Source organism: Angustibacter speluncae, from assembly GCF_054777815.1.
In genome coordinates this window covers 1-18,989 of the sequence record NZ_BAAHAF010000183.1, presented here as the reverse complement: position 1 = coordinate 18,989, position 18,989 = coordinate 1, and the positions used below count along the sequence as shown (strand labels likewise).

Sequence of the window (18,989 nt, the reverse complement as noted above, 5' to 3'; positions counted from 1 at the left end):
GCCGCGGCGGTGGCGTCGCTGCCGGTGTGGGCGCGGCGGCACCTGCGGCTGCCCGTGCTCCCGGTCACCGAGCGCCTGGTCGTGCGGGCGCTGGGCGACGCCGCCACGGGCGTCGTCCGGTGGGCGATGGGCGACCCCGAGGTCGCCACCGCCCGCCGTCCCGCGTCGTAGGTCAGGGGGCCGTCGGTCACGCGCCGCGGCGGCGCCGGGCCCGCTGCGGCCGCAGCAGCACCGCGCCGCCGAGCACGAGCACCAGCGAGGCGAGCAGCGCGTCGACCGGGTCGGTCCCCGTCCGCGGCAGGTCGGAGCGGTCCCGGGCGTCGCGGCCACCGCCGCCGCCACCGCCACCGCCCGACGCGGCGACGACCGCGAAGTCGGCCACCGCCTCCGGCGAGACGTTCCCGGCGGCGTCGGTCTGCACGACCGACAGCACGTGGCCGGCCACGGTGAGCGCCCGCGACAGGTCGAGCGTCCAGGTCCCGTCGGCACCGACCACGGCGGTGCCGACGACGACGCCGTCGACGCGCACCGTCACCGTGGCGCCCGGCTCGCCGGTGCCGCGCACCTGGGGGGTCCGGTCGGTCGTGCTCGACCCGTCGGCGGGCGAGACGATCGTGGGCGCGGCCGGTGCGGTGGCGTCGACCAGCACGTCCGACCTGGCGGACAGCACCGAGCCCTGCCCGGTGAGCGGGAGCGTCTGGAACGCCTGCAGCGTGTGCCACCCGTCGGCCTGGACGGCCGTGACGGGGATCCGCCAGGTGCCGTCGGCCGCGACCACCGCCGTGCCGTAGACCTGGCCGTCCCAGACCAGGGTGACCACCGCGCCGGGCAGGCCGGTGCCCGACACCTCGGGCGTGCGGTCCGAGATCACCGAGCCGTCGGCGGGCGAGACGATCACCGGCGGTGGGACGGCGCCGGCGACCACGGTGAACGACACCGGCGCGGACGGCGCGGACTCGTTGCCCGCGGCGTCGGTGGCGGTGGCCACGACCTCGTGCTCGCCGAGCCCGAGCGGGACCGTCGGGGTCAGCGTCCACGCGCCGGTGCCGTCGGCGGTGGTGGTGCCCACGACGGTGCCGTCGACCTCGACGGTCACGGTCGCGCCCGGCTCGGCCGTCCCGCTGATCGCCGGGGTGGCGTCGTCGGTCGTGGAGCCGTCGGCCGGGGTGGTCACGACCGGCGCCGCGGGCAGCGAGGAGTCGACCGTGACGGTGCTCGGCGCCGACGGGGGCGAGGTGTTGCCCGCCGCGTCGGTGGCCGTCGCGACCACCTCGTGCGGGCCGTCCGCGAGCGGGGTGGGCAGCGGCAGCGTCCAGGCACCGGTGCCGTCCGCGGTCGTGGTGCCGACCGGCACGCCGTCGACCTCGACGGTGACGGTCGCGCCCGGCTCGGCCGTGCCGCCGACGTCCGGGGTGCTGTCGCCGGTCACCGAGCCGTCCGCCGGCGTGGTGACGACCGGCGCCGCGGGGGGCGTGGTGTCGACGACGACGGTCACGGCCGCCGACGGCGGCGAGGTGTTGCCGGCGGCGTCGGTGCCGGTGGCGGTGAGCTCGTGCGAGCCCTCGGCGAGCGGGACGGGCAGCGGCAGCGTCCACGCGCCGGTGCCGTCCGCGGTGGTGGTGCCGACCGGCGTGCCGTCGACGAGCACCGTGACGGTGCTGCCCGGCTCGGCGGTCCCCTGCACGGTCGGCGTGGTGTCGGCCGTCGCCGCCCCGTCCGCGGGCGAGGTGATGACCGGGACCACCGGTGCGCCGGTGTCGACGGTGAACCCGTTGGTGGCGGACGCCGGCGAGGCGTTGCCGGCCGCGTCGGTCGCGGTGGCCGCCACCGTGTGGGGCCCGTCCGCCAGCGCGGTGGGCACCTCCAGCGACCAGGCGCCGGTGCCGTCCGCGTTGGTGGTGCCCACCGGTGCGCCGTCGACGAGCACGGTCACCGTGCTGGTCGGCTCCGCCGTCCCGGCGACGGTCGGCGTGCTGTCGCCGGTGACCGAGCCGTCGGCGGGCGAGACGACGGCGGGCGCGGCGGGGATCCCGGTGTCGACCGTGAACACGTTCGTGCTCGACGCGGGCGAGACGTTGCCCGCCGCGTCCGTCGCGGTCGCCCGGACGGCGTGCGCGCCGTCCGCGAGCGGGGTCGGCACGTCGAGGGACCACGTGCCGGTGCCACCGGCCGTCGTGGTGCCCACGGCGACGCCGTCGACGACGACGGTCACGGTGGTCCCGGCCTCGGCGGTCCCGGTGACGGTCGGCGTGCTGTCGCCGGTGACCTGGCCGACGGCCGGTGAGACCACCACGGGCGCAGGCGGTCCCACGGTGTCGACCGTGAAGTCGATCGTGGACGACGCGGTCGAGGCGTTGCCTGCGACGTCCGTCGCCGTGGCCGCGACGGTGTGCGGGCCGTCGGCCAGGGGCGTCGTCAGCGGCAGCGTCCAGCTGCCCGAGCCGTCGGCCGTCGTCGCCCCGACCGGGGCGCCGTCGACGACGACGGCGACGGTGCTGCCCGGCTCGGCCGTCCCGCCCACCACCGGTGTCGCGGTGGGGACGACGGACCCGGGTGCCGTCACGGCCGGCGGTGCCGGCGGGGTGGTGTCGACGGTGAAGGTCGACGGCGCGGACGGCAGCGAGGGCGTGCCCGTCGGCTGCGACGCGACCGCCGTGACGGTGCGCGGGCCGTCCGCGAGCGGCGTGGTGGTCTCGAGCGTCCAGGCACCGAGCCCGTCCGCCGCGGCGGTGCCGACGGGGGTGCCGTCGATGCTCACCGTCACCGTCGTGCCCGGCTGCGAGGTGCCGGTGACCCCGGGGGTGCTGTCGCCGGTGACCGAGCCGTCCGCCGGTGCGACCACGACGGGCGGCGGCGGCGGGGGCGGCGGCGTGACCACGAAGGTGTTCGCCGGCGACGGCGGCGAGGTGCTGCCCACGCCGTCCGACGCCGTGGCGGCCACCGTGTGCGGGCCCGGGACGAGCGGCAGCGGCTGGGTCAGGCCCCAGGCGCCGGTGACCGCGTCGGCCGGGGTCGTCCCGACCGCGACGCCGTCGACGAGCACGGTGACGTTCGTCCCGGGCTCGGCGGTGCCGGCGTAGGCCGGTGTCGTGTCGGAGGTGGCCGACCCGTCCGCGGGCGTCGTGACCACGGGCGGCGCCGGCGCGCCGGAGTCGACGGTCACCGTGCTCGCGGGGGACTCGGGCGAGGTGTTGCCCGAGCCGTCGGTGGCCGTCGCCGACACCTCGTGCGGGCCCTCGGTGAGCGGCGTCGGCGTCACGAGCGACCACGCCCCGGTGCCGTCGGCCGGGGTCGTCCCGACCGCGACGCGGTCGACGAGCACGGTGACCGTGCTGCCCGGTTCGGCCGTGCCGGACACGGTCGGGGTCTGGTCGGTGGTGGTCGAGCCGTCGGCGGGCGCGACGACGACCGGCGGCGCCGGCGCGGTGGTGTCGACGGTGAAGGTCGTCGTCGCCGAGGCGGGCGAGGTGGTGCCCGCCGCGTCGGTCGCGGTCGCCGACACGGTGTGCGGCCCGTCGGCGAGCGGCGCCGCCGGCGTGACGGACCACGACCCGGTGCCGCTCGCCGTCGTCGTGCCGAGGGTCGCGCCGTCGAGCTGCACGGTGACGGTCGCACCCGGCTCGGCGGTGCCGGCGATCGTCGGGGTGGAGTCGGAGGTGGTGCTGCCGTTCGGGGGCGCGACGACGACAGGCGCTGCGGGAGCAGCGGTGTCGACCGTGAACGTGTTCGTCGCGGACGGCGGGGACGGGCTGCCCGCGGCGTCGACCGCCGTCGCCGCGACCGCGTGCGGGCCGTCGGCCAGGGGCGCCGCCGGGGTCAGCGTCCACGCACCCGTCGTCGCGTCCGCGGTGACGGTGCCGACGGCGGCGCCGTCGACCGAGACGGTCACGCTCGAGCCGGGTTCCGCCGTCCCCGTGTACGTCGGCGTGCTGTCGGCCGTGACCGACGCGTCGGCGGGCGCGGTGACGACAGGCGCTGCGGGAGCGGCGGTGTCGACCGTGAAGGTGTTCGTGGCGGACGGCGGCGAGGTGTTGCCGGCGCCGTCGGCCGCAGTCGCCTGCACGGTGTGCGGACCGTCGGCGAGCGGCACGGCGACGGTCAGCGTCCACGCACCCGAGCCGTCGACGGGTGCGGTGCCGACGACCGCACCGTCGACCGTCACCGTGACGGTGGTGCCCGGCTCGGCGGTCCCCGTCACGGTCGGCGTGCTGTCCGCGGTGGTGGTGCCGTCCGCCGGTGCCGTCACGGCCGGCGCGGGCGGCGGATCGGCGTCGACGACGAAGCCGTTGGTGTTCGAGACCGGTGAGACGTTCCCGGCCGCGTCGGCCGAGGTCGCCTGCACGGTGTGCGGACCGCCCGCCAGCTCACCGGACGTCAGGGTCCACGCGCCGGACCCGTCGGCGGGCACGACGCCGACCGCGACGCCGTCGACGACGACGGTGACCTGCGAGCCCGGCTCCGCCGTCCCGGCGAGCTGCGGGGTGGTGTCGGAGGTGACCGAGCCGTCCGCCGGCGTGACGACGACCGGGGCGGCCGGCGCGACCGTGTCGACGGTGAAGGCGTTGGTGTTCGAGACGGGCGAGACGTTGCCCGCCCCGTCGGTGGCGGTCGCCCAGACGGCGTGGAGGCCCTCGGCGAGCGGCGTGGCCGGCGTGAGGGTCCAGGTGCCGCCCGCTGCCACCGGCGCGGTGCCGACGGCTGCGCCGTCGACCACGACCGTGACCGTGCTGCCCACCTCGCCCGTGCCCGAGTACGTCGGGGTGGTGTCGTCGGTCACCGACCCGTTGGCCGGCGTGACGACCACCGGCGCACCGGTCGCGGTCGTGTCCACGGTGAAGACGACGGCTGCCGACGACGGCGACACGTTGCCGGCGGCGTCGGTCGCGGTGGCGCGGGCGGTGTGGTCGCCGTCCGCGAGCGGCGCGGGGACGACGAGCGACCAGTCGCCGGACCCGTCGGCCTGCGTCGTCCCGATCGCGACGTCGTCGACCAGCACCGTGACCGTGCTGAGCGGCTCGGCGGTGCCGGTGACGGTCGGGGTGGTGTCGGTGGTGACGGAGCCGTCCGGCGGCGTCAGCACGACGGGTGCGGGCGGCGGCGCGGTGTCGACCACGAAGGCGTTCGGAGCCGACGGTGCGGACACGTTGCCCAGGGCGTCCGTGGCGGTCGCCTGCACCGTGTGCGGGCCGGACGCGAGAGGCGTTGCGGGAGTGAGCGTCCAGGTGCCCTCGGCGCCGACCGGGGCCGTCCCGACCGGTGCGCCGTCCACGACGACGGTCACGGTCGAGCCGGCCTCGGCCGTCCCGGAGTAGGTCGGTGTGGCGTCCGCGGTGCTCGAGCCGTCTGCCGGCGCGACCACGACCGGGGCCTCGGGCGCGGTGGCGTCGACCGTGAACGCGTTGGTGTTCGACGGCCCCGAGACGTTGCCCGCCGCGTCGGTCGCCGTCGCCTGCGCGGTGTGCGGACCGTCGGCGAGCTCGGCGGGCGCGTCCAGCGACCAGGTGCCGGTGCCGCTCGCCGTCGTGGTCCCGACCGGGGTGCCGTCGACCACGACGGTGACGGTGCTCCCCGGCTCGGCGGTGCCCGACACGGTCGGGGTGCGGTCGGCCGTGCTCGACCCGTTGGCGGGCAGCAGCACGACAGGCGCTGCGGGAGCGAGGCTGTCGACGGTGAAGGTGCGTGGTGGCGAGAGCACCGACGCGACGCCGGCGACGCTCTGCCTCGCGGTCACCGTGTGCGGGCCCTGCGCGAGCGGTGCGGCAGGCGTCCACGACCACGTGCCGTTCGCGGCCACCGGTACCCCGGTGGCGACGGTCGCACCGTCGAGCACGAGGTCGACGAGCGCGCCCGGGACGCCCGTCCCGGTGACGGCGGGCGTCGCCGTGCTCACCAGCGCACCCTCGGACGGCGTGGCGATGACCGGAGGCGGTGGCGGGCAGTCGATCCCACCTGCGGGCGCGGTCGCCTGGGTCTGCAGCGGCAGCAACCCGACCGTGGCGCGGGCGAGCGGTGCGATCGCGGGCCCGGCGCGCACGGCGATCGTCAGCACGGTGACCGACCCGGTGGCGGAACGGCCGTCGGCGGCCTCGGTGCGGGACACCAGGCCGGCCGTGACGGTGACGGCCCCCACGGCACCCAGGTCGACGCTCGTCGACTGGCCGGGGACGAGCGAGACCGTCCCCTGTGCGGAACCCACCGTGATGAGCGGCGCCTGGTACGAGACCGAGGCGCCCCCGGCGGCGCCGGTGGCCGTCGAGCTCAGCGTCGCGGTGCCGGCGACGCCCACCTGCACCGCACCCCCCAGCACGCTGACGCCGGTGAGCGTGCCGGTCGCCTGCGAGCGCACGGCGTGGTTGAGCGAGCCGGCCGCCGTCGGCACCAGGCTGGTGGTGCCGCGCGTCGCCGAGACGCCCGTCGAGAGCAGGTTGATGCCCAGCGGCGCGACGCCGACACCCGCTGTCTGCGTGAGGGTGTCCGTGATGGGCCCGCTCGTGACGCAGGCGCCGTCCCCCGACCAGTTCGCCTCGTTGCGGGTGGTGAGCGCGCCGAGCCCGATGCCGAGGGCGTTGACGGCGAGCAGCGAGCCGGTCTGCGCGTCGCCCGGGTCGGGCGGGGCCACCTGACCGGTCGTCGACCGCAGGATCGGCAGACCGAGCACGGCCGCCTGGAGGTTCGCCGACTCCGACCTCGACCGCGGCACCGTCTGCGACGACGTGAGCGCGTCGCTGCTCGCGAGCCCGACGTCGGCCAGGTCGATGCCGACGGCCTGCACGCCGACGGCGGCGACCGTGCCGGTGGCGCGCGCCGACCAGGGCGCCGTCGGTGGCGCCGCAGCAGCGCTCCGGTCGTCGACCGCGACCCCGGTCGCGGCGAGCAGCGCGCCGACCAGCGGCGCGACCAGCAGTCGTCCAGCACTCACCGAGGCCCCCTCGCCCTGATGCGCGAACCACGCGGGCTTGGTCTCGGCCCCCGTCGAGTGCCAGCGAACCTAGGGGGCGCACCCGTCCGGCTCCACCACCGGCGTCCGGCGTCACCCGTCCGCATGCTGGACATCACGCAGGGTGAGGGCTCCACGCGGCAGCCGCCATCAGGGCCCCGACCACCACGCCGGTGCGGGCGGCGCCGAGCCGACCGGCGCCGGCGGACCCGTCCGCCTCGGTCAGGTAGAGCACGTCGACCGCGCGGCCACCGTGCGTGGCCACGTGCGCCGAGCGGACGTCGACCCGCAGGTCGCGCAGCGTCGCCCCGAGCGCGTGCAGGAGCCCCGGGCGGTCGACCGCGCGCACCTCGAGCACCGTGGCGTCGGCCGAGGCGCCGGCCAGCACGACGACACGTGGCCCGGCGGGGTCGAGCGCCGAACGCCCTGGGCGCCAGGCGGCTTCACGGCGGGCGAGGCGGTCGAGGACGCTCTGGTCACCGTCCGCGAGGCGGATCAGGCCGGTGCGCAGGATGCCGGCGTCGGCGACCGAGGTGGACGAGTGCACCGACCAGGTGTCGACCGCGACACCGTCGACCGTGCGCACCAGCGCCGACCGCACGCCCAGCCCGTGCGCGGCCAGCAGCCCGGCGCAGTCGGCGAACAGGCCCGGCCGGTCGGGTGCCACCAGCGTCACGGTCTGCACGCCGTCGAGCACGCCGGTCTCGACCCGGGGCGAGCCGTCGGCGCGCACCCGCTCGACCAGCTCGGACTCCGCCGGCGTCAGCGGTCCGGGGCCCTGCGGGTCGGCGCCGCGCAGGCTCGAGCGGTCGCGGGCGAGCAGGTCGTCGACGAGGCGCCGGCGCCACGGCGTCCAGGCCGCCGGGCCGGCGGCGACGGCGTCGGCCTCGGTGAGCGCCCGCAGCAGGTCGAGCAGGTCCTCGCGGCCGTCGACCGCCGCGACGAGCGCCTCGACGGTGCGGGGGTCGTCGGGGTCGCGCCGGGTGGCCAGCTCGACCAGCGTGAGGTGCTCGCGGACGAGCCGCTCGACCACGCCCGCGTCGGCAGCGGGCAGCCCCAGGCGCACCGCCACCCGGTGCGCCACCGGCGCTCCCACGCTGCTGTGGTCCATCGCGCCCGGCAGCTTGCCGATGTCGTGCAGCAGCGCGGCCACCAGCAGCAGGTCGGGACGCGAGACGCGGTCGAGCAACCGCGACGCCTCGACGCAGGTCTGCACCAGGTGGCGGTCGACGGTGTGCCGGTGGACGGCGTTGCGCTGAGGGCGGTTCCGCACCCCCTGCCACTCGGGGAACCACGTCGTGGCGAGGCCGGCCTGGTCGAGGGTCTCCCAGACGCCGACCAGCGCCTCCCCGGAGCCGAGCAGCCGCACCAGCGCCTCGGTGGCCTCGGGCGGCCACGGCGTCGGCAGCGGCACCGAGGTCTGCGCCAGGTGCGCGGCGGTCACCGGTGACAGCGGGAGCCCGTGCACGGCGGCGGCCGACGCCGCTCGCACCGCGATCGTCGGGTCGCTGACCGGCGCGGCCGCCGACGACAGCACGACCTCGCCCTCGTGCTCGACCAGCCCGGGCTCGAGCGGACGCAGCCGAGGTCGCTGCCGGCGCAGCCCGCGTCGCCGGGTGGTGGCGCCCCGGGCGCGACGCACCGTCAGGTCGAGGGCGTGCGCGACGGCGCGGGCGCTGGTCGCCACCTCGGTGAGCAGCGCGTCGGCGTCGGGCAGGCCGAGTGCGACGGCCACGGCGTCCTGCTCGGCCAGCAGCAGCCGCTCGCCGGGACGACCGGTGACGGCGTGCAGGGCGTCGCGCACGTCGAGCAGCCGGCCGGCGGCGTGCTCGACGACGCCGTGCGGGGCGTCGGCGAGCCAGCTGGCCACGACGGCGTGCAGGACGACGACGTCACGCAGGCCGCCGCGGGCCTCCTTGAGGTCGCCCTCGAGCAGGTAGGCGAGGTCGCCGTGCCGGCGGCTGCGCTCGGCCAGCGAGTCGGTCACCTCGTCGAGGCGGCCGCGTGCCCCGGAACGCCACTGCTCGCGCAGCACCTCGCGGGCGCGCAGACCGAGGGCGGCGTCGCCGGCCACGACCCGCAGGTCGAGCAGGCCGAGCGCTGCGGCCAGGTCGGTGCGGCTGATGTCGCGGCACGCGTCGACCGACCGCACGGAGTGGTCGAGTCGCAGCGACGCGTCCCAGATGGGGTACCAGACCCGTTCCGCCAGGGCGGAGACGGCGTCGTCGGCCAGTGAGCGACCGTCGTGCAGGAGCACCAGGTCGAGGTCGCTCGCCGGGCCCGCGTCACGGCGGGCGTGCGAGCCGACGGCGACGAGGGCCACGCCGGACGAGGGCGGCCGCGCGGCCGTCCACACGTCCTGGAGCCAGCCGTCGACGGTGGCCGCGAGCGCCTCGCGGCGGGCCGTGCCGGCAGCGGGGTCGGCGAGCGTCGAGCGCACCGCCTGCAGCAGGCGCTCGCGCCGCAGGTCCGGGTGGGGACCTGCGGCGCGAGCGCCGGTGCCGTGGACCATCGAGATCACCCGAGCTCTCTCGTGGTGGCTGGGTCGGGCGGTCAGAGCGCGTCGAGCCCGCGCTCCCCCGTCCGCACCCGGGCGACGTCCTCGACGGGGACGACCCAGACCTTGCCGTCGCCGATGCGACCGGTCTGGGCGGCCTTGACGACCACCTCGACCACGTCGGACACGTCCGGGTCGTCGACGACGATCTCGAGCCGCACCTTGGGCACCAGGTCGACGGTGTACTCCGCGCCCCGGTAGACCTCGGTGTGGCCGCGCTGGCGGCCGTAGCCATTCGCTTCGCTGACCGTCATGCCCTGGATGCCGAAGGCCTCCAGCGCCGACTTCACGTCGTCGAGCTTGTGCGGCTTGATCACCGCGGTGACGAGCTTCATGCCGAGACCTCCTCGGTGGTCTTGGTCAGACCGGACTCGCTGGCCCGGGACGTCCCCGGGCGGAAGCCGCCGGCACCGAGCGAGCCGAAGTCGTAGCCCGACTCGGCGTGCGCGTACCCGTCGACACCCGCGACCTCGTCCTCCTCCGGGATCCGGAAGCCCATCGTCCTCTGGATGACCCAGCCGATGAGCAGCGTGAGCACGAAGGAGAAGACCAGGACCGCGAGCGCACCGACCACCTGGCGCCACAGCTGGTCGACGCCGCCACCGTAGAACAGGCCCGCGACACCGGCCGGCGACGCCGGGTCGGCGAACAGGCCGATCAGGATGGTGCCGACGAGGCCACCGACCAGGTGGACGCCGACGACGTCCAGCGAGTCGTCGTAGCCGAAGCGGTACTTCAGGCCGACCGCCAGGGCGCACAGCGCACCGGCGATGGCGCCGATCGCGATCGAGCCGAGCGGCGAGACCGAGCCGCAGGCGGGCGTGATCGCGACCAGGCCGGCCACGACGCCGGACGCGCCGCCCAGCGAGGTCGAGTGCCCGTCGCGGATCTTCTCGACGAGCAGCCAGGCCAGCGTCGCCGCGCCGGTGGCGACCAGGGTGTTCACCCAGGCGACGGCGGCGGTGTTGTTGGCCGCGACGGCCGAGCCGGCGTTGAACCCGAACCAGCCGAACCACAGCAGGCCCGCGCCGATCATCACGAGCGGCAGGTTGTGCGGGCGGAACAGGTCCTTGCCGAAGCCCTTGCGCTTGCCGAGCACCAGCGCCAGCGCGAGACCCGCTGCGCCGGCGTTGATGTGGACGGCCGTGCCGCCGGCGAAGTCGAGCGCCGCGAGGTTGTTGGCGATCCAGCCGCCGACGTGGGTGACGGTGCCGTCGTCGTCGGTGAGGGTGAAGTCGAAGACCCAGTGCGCGACCGGGAAGTAGACGATCGTCGCCCAGACGCCGGCGAAGACCATCCAGGCGCCGAACTTCGCGCGGTCGGCGATCGCGCCGGAGATCAGGGCGACGGTGATGATCGCGAAGACGGCCTGGAAGCCGACGAACGCCATCGCGGGCAGGCCGCCCGCCTCGGACGTCGTGTCCTCCATCAGGCCGGCGAGGCCGAGGTACTCGGTCGGGTCGCCCAGCAGGCCGAACCCGACGTCGTTCCCGAACGCCATCGAGTAGCCGTAGAGGACCCACAGCACGCTGATCAGGGCCAGCGCGCCGAAGCTCATCATCATCATGTTGAGGACGCTCTTCGCGCGGACCATGCCGCCGTAGAAGAGCGCGAGGCCCGGGGTCATCAGCAGCACGAGGGCGGCGCTGGTGAGGATCCAGGCGGTGTCGCCGGTGTTGACCACGGCAACCTCCTGCTTCGTCGAATCGGTGTGCGGTGGACGTCGCGCGCTGCCGGGGGTGGGGGCAGCCCGGGTCGTCCGGACGGGCACAACCGTGACGGCGGGGTGTTTCGACGGGGACCGCGCCGTGTTACCGGCGTGTGACGGCCCGCGCCCGAGGGTGAACTCCTCGTGACGCGGGCCGTCGGCACGCACGGGGTGGTGTCAGCGCGAGAACGCCTCCTTGAGCGTGGTGCGGCGCTGGGTCTGCAGCAGCGAGCCCTCGTAGAGCCGGGCGCCCACGGTGACGAGCGCGACCGCGCTGACCAGCACGACGACGCCGGACGCGATCGGCTGCCACAGCGGCACCCCGCCCTCGAGCATCCGGATCGGCATCGCGACCGAGCTGACGAGCGGCACGAACGACAGCACCGTCAGCGCCTTGCCGGTCGCGAACAGGCCGCCGAACAGGGCCGCCATCACCACGACCGTCACCGGCGTGGTCGTCGCCTGCAGGTCCTCCGAGCGGGTCGCGACCGAGCCCGCGACCGCCCAGACGCAGGCGATGGCGGCGAAGCCGAGCAGGAAGAACACGACGAACCAGCCGCCGGCCGACAGCACCGGCGTCAGCGCCTCCGCCTGGCCGGTGACGGCGAGGCCGATGAGGCCGACCCCGACGAGCAGCAGCACCTGGCCGATCGCGAGCAGCGCGTTGCCGACGACCTTGCCCACCAGCAGCTGTCGCACCGGGATCGCCGCCGCCAGGATCTCGACGACGCGGCTCTGCTTCTCCTCGACGACCGACTGCGCGATCGCCATGCCGAAGGTCAGCGCGGTGACGTAGAACAGGAAGGCGAACGCGAAACCCGCGATGTAGCGCAGCTGCTCGGGCAGCGCGTCGGGTTCGAGCAGCCGCACCTCGAGCGCGCTGCCGGCCTGCAGCTCGTCCAGCGTCACCCCCGCCTCGCCCGCGTTGCGCTCGAGCGCCGACGCGGCGACGGCCTCGCCCAGGTAGCGCTGCAGGGTGCCGTCGGCGTCCTGGGTGAAGACGACCTCCCAGCCGTCCGCGGCCGGCAGCAGCGCGGCCGCCGCCTCGCCGTCGGAGACCGCCGCCTCCGCGGCGGCGACGTCGTCGACCTCGACGGCGCGCGGCGCCAGGTTGCGGTCCGAGTCCTGGGCCAGCGCGTCGGCGGCCTCGACCAGGGCGACGCCCTCGGCCCCGACGACCGCCACCTCGGGACGCTCGACGCGGCTGCTGAAGAACGTCGACAGCCCGATCGCGAGCACGGTCGCGACGAGCATGAACGCCGTCGACCCGAGGAACACCTTGTCGGTCAGCTTCACCGCGATCTCGCGCTGGGCGATCACGCGCCAGTCGACGGGACGGGTCCCGGTCATCGCACGGCCTCCTTGAACACCTCGGCCAGGCGGGGCACCTGGCGGCTGAACTCCCTGACCTCACCGCGCTCGAGGGCGCGCGACAGCAGCGCGCGCTCGGCGCCGCGGTCGAGCACCTCGAGGGTCGCGACCGGTCCGTCCACGTCCTTCACCGCGAGGCCGGGCACGTCGCGCACCCAGCCGGCGTCGGCGTCGAGGACGAGCCGGTGCAGCGCCCCCGCCCGCCCGCGCAGCTCCTCGACCGAGCCGGACGCCACCAGGCGCCCGTCGGCGAGGATCACCAGGTCGTCGCACACCCGCTCGACCAGATCGAGCTGGTGGCTGGACAGCAGCACCGGCACGCCGCGCGCCGCCTGGTCGCGCAGCACCTCGACCATCGTGTCGACGGCGATCGGGTCGAGCCCCGAGAACGGCTCGTCGAGGACGAGCGCCACCGGCTCGTGCACCAGCGCCGCGGCGATCTGCACCCGCTGCTGGTTGCCCAGCGAGAGCGTGTCGAGCCGGTCGCCCGCCCGCTCGGTCAGGCCGAGCCGCTCGAGCAGGTCGTCGGCGCGGGTGCGGGCCTCGTCGCGGTCGTAGCCGTGCAGCCGAGCGAAGAACTGCAGCTGGTCGCCCACCGGCTGCTTGGGGTACAGGCCGCGCTCCTCGGGCATGTACCCGAACTGCGACCGGTCCTCCCGCGTGATCGGCCGGCCCTGCCAGCGCACCTCCCCCGAGGTCGCCTCCAGCACGCCCATCACGATCCGCATCGTCGTCGTCTTGCCGGCGCCGTTCGCTCCGACGAAGCCCACCAGCCGGCCCGCGCCGACCTGCATGCTCACGTCCTCGAGCACCGTGCGGTCGCCGAAGCGCCGGGTCACCTCGCTCACGTCCAGGGTCATGCCACGACGCTAGGCGGACCGGCGGCCCCGACGCGTCCGGCCGCCGGTTGATCCCGTTCCTCACCCTGAGGGCGGACGGGTGCCGGACCGGACCCGCTGACGGAAGGCCACGGCGCCGGACCCCCGGGAGGGGGTCTGCCGCCCGGTCCTTCGGCGCGTCCCGTGCGGCTCGTGCCGACTCCGTGCCTAGCCTGGCGCCCGTGGCAGCCACCGGGACGCGACGGGCGCGGTACGCGCGGCGGCGCAAGACCCGGATGGACCGCGTCGAGCACGACCTCACCGACGCCCAGTGGGCCGCGCTGGTCGCCGCCTGGGGTGGCTGCGCCTACTGCCGGGCGAGCGACCGCCGGCTGCAGCGCGACTGCGTCCTGGCCATCTCGCGCGGTGGCCGGTACACGGTGACGAACGTCGTCCCGGCCTGCGACTCGTGCAACGCCAGCAAGTGCAACCTCGAGGTCAGCACCTGGATCCGGCGCAAGCGGCTCGACGAGCGCGCCTTCCTCGAGCGCCACGCCGCCATCACCGCGGCGCTGGCCGACGGCCCCTGAGCAGAAGGTGCCCCTTCGGCCCCTCGCGAAGGGGCAGCTGCTGCGCACCTGGCGGCGGCTCAGGCTCCGGGCGAGACCAGCCCGGACTCGTAGGCGAACACGACGGCCTGGACGCGGTCGCGCAGGTCGAGCTTCATCAGCACCCGCGACACGTGGGTCTTGACGGTCGCCTCGCCGAGCACGAGCCGCTCGGCGATCTCGCCGTTCGACAACCCTGACGCCACGAGCCCGAGCACCTCCCGCTCGCGCTCGGTGAGGCCCTGGAGCAGGTCGGGCCGGTACGCCACCGACGTGCCGCGTCCGGCGAAGCGCGAGATCACCCGCGTCGTCACCTCGGGCGCGAGCAGGGCGTGGCCCTCGGCGACCTTGCGGACGGCGTCGACCAGGTCGTCGGGATCGGCGTTCTTCAGCAGGAACCCGCTGGCGCCCGCACGCAGGGCGTCGAACAGGTAGTCGTCGCGGTCGAACGTGGTGAGCACCACGACCCGCCCGTGCCCGGCCGCGACGATGCGCTCGGTGGCGCGGACGCCGTCCAGCACCGGCATCTGCACGTCCATGAGCACCACGTCGGGACGCAGCTCGGCGGCCGCGGCGACCGCCTGCTCGCCGTCCGCCGCCTCGCCGACGACCTCGAGGTCGGGCTCGACCGACAGGATCATCGAGAACCCCGAGCGCACGAGGGCCTGGTCGTCGACGAGCAGCACCCGCAGCGGCGCGCTCACCGCGCCACCGCGCCCGGCTCGGCGACGTCGACGCGCGGCGCCTCGGTCAGGGCCTCACCCACCGGGTACCGCGCCCGGACGCGGAAGCCGCCGCTCGGACGCGGACCGATCTCGACCTGCCCCCCGTGCAGCTCGGCCCGCTCGCGCATGCCGACGTGCCCGAGCCCGCTCCCGGTCGTGTCGCCGGCGCGCAGACGCCCCTCGTCGAGCACCTCGACCTCGACCCACGCCGACAGTGCCTGGGAGTCGCTGTGCCGCACCGTGACCCGCGCCGACCGCGCCGTCGAGTGGCGTCGCACGTTCGACAGCGCCTCCTGCACGGTGCGGTAGAGCGACAGCGAGACCGTGCTCGGCAGCGCACGCTCCTCACCCACCCGCTCGACCGTGACGTCGAGACCGCCCTGGGCGCAGTCGGTCACGAGCAGGTCGAGGTCGGTGACGGACGGCTGCGGCGACCGGTCGTCGGCGGACCCCTCGTCCCCGTCGAGACCCTGGTCGGACCGCAGCACCCCGAGCAGCTGGCGCATCTCGCCGACGGCCGCGCGGCTCGACTGCTCCACGGCGCCGAGCGCGCGTCCCGCTGCCTGGCCGTCGACGCCCAGCACCCTGCGGGCCGCCGCGGCCTGCACGCCGATCACCGAGACGTGGTGCGCGGCCACGTCGTGCAGCTCGCGCGCGATCCGCAGCCGCTCGGCCAGCACCGCCCTGCGGGCCTCGGACGCATGCCGCGCCTCGAGCTCGATCGCCTGCCGGCGCAGCTGCTCGCGCTGGCGGGCGCTGCGCCACGCCAGCTGCCCCACCCCCCACGCGCCGAAGAAGTACGCCGCGTTGATGCCGAACTGGTAGACGACGAACGCCACCAGCGGGGTGAGCAGCCCGCGTCGCTCCATCGACAGCTCGGGGATGTCGTCGACGATGCTCGCCGACGCCATGATCACGCCGACCCAGACGAACATCCCCAGGACGACCACCGCCATCGCCCCCTGCACGAGGCGGCGGTTCGGTCCCCACGCGGCCGCCGTGTAGAGCGCGACGAAGAAGAAGACCTGCACGGTGAACTGGACGCCGAGCAGCGGGTCGCGCAGCCCCATCACGAAGAACACGCCGGCCGACACGAGCATCACGGCGACGGGCCAGCGGCGCCGGACGGCGAGCGGTGCGGCGGCGGCGAGCGACCAGGCCAGCTGCTCCCACTCGGGCGTCGTCGCGTCGTCCAGCAGGTAGGAGCTGCGCCCGATCTCCCAGATCACCAGCGCCAGCACGACGAGCCCGGCGCCGACCAGCAGGTCGCGCCGCAGCGCGGCCGGGGACGGTCGCGGACGGCTCCAGTCCGGGCCGGGCACGGCGAGGGGCGCGCTCACGGCGTCGAGCCTAGGGCGCCCCCCTCGGCGGCGCGTCAGCCGCAGGGCGGACGCCGGCCGTGCGACCGAGGTCGGACGGGCTCAGGAGAGCAGCGCGTCGACGAACGCCTCGGGCTCGAACGGGGCGAGGTCGTCGGCACCCTCACCGAGGCCGACCAGCTTCACCGGGACGCCGAGCTCGCGCTGCACGGCGACCACGATCCCGCCCTTGGCGGTGCCGTCGAGCTTGGTGAGCACGATGCCGGTGACGTCGACGACCTCGGCGAACACCTGCGCCTGCCGCAGCCCGTTCTGGCCGGTGGTGGCGTCGAGCACGAGCAGCACCTCGTCGACCTTCTGGCCCTCGCCCATCGCCTTCTCGGCGACGCGCTTGACCTTGCCGAGCTCGTCCATCAGCCCGGCCTTGTTCTGCAGCCGGCCGGCGGTGTCGACGACCACGACGTCGGCCTCGAGCTCGGTGCCGGCCTTGACCGCCTCGAAGGCGACCGACGCCGGGTCGGCGCCGTCGCGGTCGGAGCGGATCGTCGGCACCCCGACGCGCTCGCCCCAGGTGGCCAGCTGCTCGGCGGCCGCCGCGCGGAAGGTGTCGGCCGCGCCGAGCACGACGTCCTTGTCCTGGGCGACCAGGACGCGGGCGAGCTTGCCGACGGTGGTGGTCTTGCCGGTGCCGTTCACGCCGACCACCATCACCACGGCCGGACGGGCGTCGGTGCGCTCGACCCGCAGCGAGCGGTCCATGGTGGGGTCGACCAGCGCGACGAGCTCCTCGCGGAGCATCGTGCGGACCCGCTCGGGGTCGCGGCTGCCCTCGACCTTGACCCGCTCGCGCAGCCGGTCGACCAGCTCGGTGGTGGGGCCGGTGCCGAGGTCGGCGAGCAGGAGGGTCTCCTCGACCTCGTCCCAGGTGGCCTCGTCGACGGTGTCGCGGCTCAGCAGCGCGAGCAGCCCCTGCCCCAGGGCGGAGTTCGAGCGCGCCAGGCGGGCGCGCAGCCGGGCGAGGCGTCCGGCGACCGGGTCCGGACGCTCGACCGTCGGGACGGGCTCGACCTCGACCGGCTCGTCGACGCCGACGCTGTCGAGGCCGCGGACGTCCTCGATCGTGCGGGTGGCGCTGTCGCGCGGGGTCTCGGCGTCGTCACCGACACCGGGCGCGTAGTCGACGCCGGGACGCGGCGCGGGCGGCGCCTCCGAGCGGCTGCCGCGGCCGGGCCGGCGCAGCAGCGCGAGGGCGCCGCCGCCGATCAGGACGAGCAGGCCGACGGCCAGCCCGATGACGAGCTCGAGGTTCTCCACGGGAAGCGAGTATCCCGTCAGTGGCGCGCGTGCCGCGGGCCGGGTGCCTGCTCCTGCTCCCAGGCCAGCGGACGGGTGGGGCCGTCGAGCGGCCCGGGGCTCCTGGTCGCGGTCGACTCCACGGTGCGCAGGTCGACGACGTCCTCGCGGGCGGCAGCGCGGGCCCGCACGGGCTCGGGCACGGGCTCCTCGCGCACCGGCTCCTCCCGCGGCTCGACCCGCTCGCGGACCTCGACCGCGGGCTCCTCGGTCGTGCGGCTGCTGCGGGTGCGCTCGGCGGCCTGGCCGGCCAGGTCGGACGCCCGGCGGCGCGCGTCGCGCGCCCGCTCGCCGGCCGCGCGGCGTGCCCGCTCGACGCGGGCGCGGCCGTCCTGGGTGAGCAGCGGACGGCCCTCGCGCAGCTTGGGGAGGGCGACGGCCCCGAGGACCGCCAGTCCGGCCACGACGACGACGAGCATCCACACCACGAGGGCAGTCACGCGTCTACCGTGCCCCACCCCGGCGCGGCCCGCCAAACCGGGCGCGCCGCGGCGCCGACCCGCCGGGCGGTCAGGCGGAGTCGGCCTGCTGCTCGATCCGCTGGCTGATGACGGTGGTGACGCCGTCGCCGCGCATCGTCACGCCGTAGAGCGCGTCGGCGATCTCCATCGTCCGCTTCTGGTGCGTGATGACGATCAGCTGGGACGCCTCGCGCAGCTCGGAGAAGATGCCGATCAGGCGGCCGAGGTTGACGTCGTCGAGGGCGGCCTCGACCTCGTCCATGACGTAGAACGGGCTCGGCCGGGCCTTGAAGATCGCCACCAGCAGCGCGACGGCGGTCAGCGACCGCTCGCCGCCGGACAGCAGCGAGAGCCGCTTCACCTTCTTGCCCGCCGGACGCGCCTCGACCTCGATGCCGGTGGTGAGCATGTCGTCGGGGTCGGTGAGCACGAGCCGGCCCTCGCCGCCGGGGAACAGCCGGCCGAAGACGCCCTCGAACTCGCGCGCGGTGTCGGCGTAGGCCTCGGCGAACACCTGCTGCACGCGCTCGTCGATCTCGGCGACGATGTCGAGCAGGTCCTTGCGCGACCGCTCCAGGTCGCGCAGCTGCTCGGTGAGGAACCGCCCGCGCTCCTCGAGCGCGGCGTACTCCTCCAGCGCCAGCGGGTTCACCCGTCCCAGCGCCGACAGCGCCCGCTCGGCGCGGCGCAGCCGCTTCTGCTGCTCGTCGCGGACGAACGGCACGGGCTCGGGCGGGGTCTCGGGCTCGGGGTCGCCGGGTGCGGGCGGCGACGGCGGCACCAGCAGGTGCGGGCCGTACTCGTCGACGAGGGCGTCGGGGTCGCTGCCCAGCTCCTCGACGGCCCGGGTCTGCAGCTGCTCGATCCGCAGCCGCTGCTGGGCGCGTGCCACCTCGTCGCGGTGCACGGAGTCGGTGAGGCGGGCGAGCTCGGTGCCGAGCTCGTCGAGCCGGGAACGGTGCCCGGCGGTCGCGGTCTCGCGCTCGGCCCGCTCGCGCTCGGCGTCGTCGCGGGCCGCCGCGGCGGCCACGAGGGTGGTGTCGACCACCGCGAGCGTGCGCTCGACGGCGGTGAGGACGGCGGCGGCGACCACGGCCTGGCGGCGTCGCTGCTCGGCCCGGCGGGCGGCCCG

Annotated in this window: 11 protein-coding genes and 1 pseudogene; 1 reads left to right on the top strand and 11 read right to left on the bottom strand. The window is 76.0% G+C overall.

The features are described 5' to 3' along the window. Positions 1 to 187: 187 nt before the first annotated feature. From ACYVKY_RS20285 to ACYVKY_RS20260, 6 genes are all read right to left on the bottom strand, one after another. Complete coding sequence (locus ACYVKY_RS20285) at positions 188 to 6,919, bottom strand: Ig-like domain-containing protein (RefSeq protein ID WP_460436795.1); 6,732 nt, start codon at positions 6,917 to 6,919, stop codon at positions 188 to 190. A gap of 133 nt (positions 6,920 to 7,052) precedes the next feature. Then, a complete protein-coding gene (locus ACYVKY_RS20280) occupies positions 7,053 to 9,449 on the bottom strand; it encodes a [protein-PII] uridylyltransferase (RefSeq protein ID WP_460436797.1) in 2,397 nt (798 codons plus the stop codon). A 41-nt stretch (positions 9,450 to 9,490) separates the two neighbouring features. Continuing rightward, positions 9,491 to 9,829 (bottom strand): P-II family nitrogen regulator, encoded by a 339-nt coding sequence (locus tag ACYVKY_RS20275; RefSeq protein WP_460436794.1) that lies wholly within the window; start codon positions 9,827 to 9,829, stop codon positions 9,491 to 9,493. Then, a complete protein-coding gene (locus ACYVKY_RS20270; RefSeq protein WP_460436793.1) occupies positions 9,826 to 11,178 on the bottom strand; it encodes an ammonium transporter in 1,353 nt (450 codons plus the stop codon). Before ACYVKY_RS20270 ends, ACYVKY_RS20275 begins: the two co-directional genes overlap by 4 nt. Positions 11,179 to 11,379: 201 nt before the next feature. Continuing rightward, complete coding sequence (locus ACYVKY_RS20265) at positions 11,380 to 12,552, bottom strand: ABC transporter permease (protein ID WP_460436792.1); 1,173 nt, start codon at positions 12,550 to 12,552, stop codon at positions 11,380 to 11,382. Then, the gene (locus ACYVKY_RS20260) at positions 12,549 to 13,433 is read right to left on the bottom strand and encodes an ABC transporter ATP-binding protein (RefSeq protein WP_460436791.1); all 885 of its coding nucleotides are present in this window, start codon (positions 13,431 to 13,433) and stop codon (positions 12,549 to 12,551) included. Before ACYVKY_RS20260 ends, ACYVKY_RS20265 begins: the two co-directional genes overlap by 4 nt. A gap of 254 nt (positions 13,434 to 13,687) precedes the next feature. Between ACYVKY_RS20260 and ACYVKY_RS20255 the strand changes: the two genes are divergently transcribed. Next, positions 13,688 to 13,981, top strand: coding sequence for an HNH endonuclease (locus tag ACYVKY_RS20255; protein ID WP_460436796.1), 294 nt, complete (start codon positions 13,688 to 13,690; stop codon positions 13,979 to 13,981). A gap of 59 nt (positions 13,982 to 14,040) precedes the next feature. On the opposite strand, the gene ACYVKY_RS20250 is transcribed toward ACYVKY_RS20255, so the two are convergent. The 5 genes and pseudogenes from ACYVKY_RS20250 to ACYVKY_RS20230 form a co-directional block, all read right to left on the bottom strand. Next, on the bottom strand, positions 14,041 to 14,703 hold the full coding sequence (locus ACYVKY_RS20250; protein ID WP_460436790.1) for a transcriptional regulator: 663 nt from the start codon (positions 14,701 to 14,703) through the stop codon (positions 14,041 to 14,043). After that, complete coding sequence (locus tag ACYVKY_RS20245) at positions 14,700 to 16,064, bottom strand: sensor histidine kinase (protein ID WP_460436789.1); 1,365 nt, start codon at positions 16,062 to 16,064, stop codon at positions 14,700 to 14,702. The genes ACYVKY_RS20250 and ACYVKY_RS20245 overlap by 4 nt, the downstream gene beginning before the upstream one ends. Positions 16,065 to 16,145: 81 nt before the next feature. Continuing rightward, entirely contained in the window at positions 16,146 to 17,357 is a 1,212-nt protein-coding gene (gene ftsY, locus ACYVKY_RS20240) for a signal recognition particle-docking protein FtsY (protein ID WP_460436788.1), read from the bottom strand. A 17-nt stretch (positions 17,358 to 17,374) separates the two neighbouring features. Continuing rightward, entirely contained in the window at positions 17,375 to 17,836 is a 462-nt protein-coding gene (locus tag ACYVKY_RS20235) for a hypothetical protein (protein ID WP_460436787.1), read from the bottom strand. Between the two features lie 70 nt (positions 17,837 to 17,906). After that, positions 17,907 to 18,989: pseudogene (locus ACYVKY_RS20230) on the bottom strand (chromosome segregation protein SMC); the annotation flags it as partial.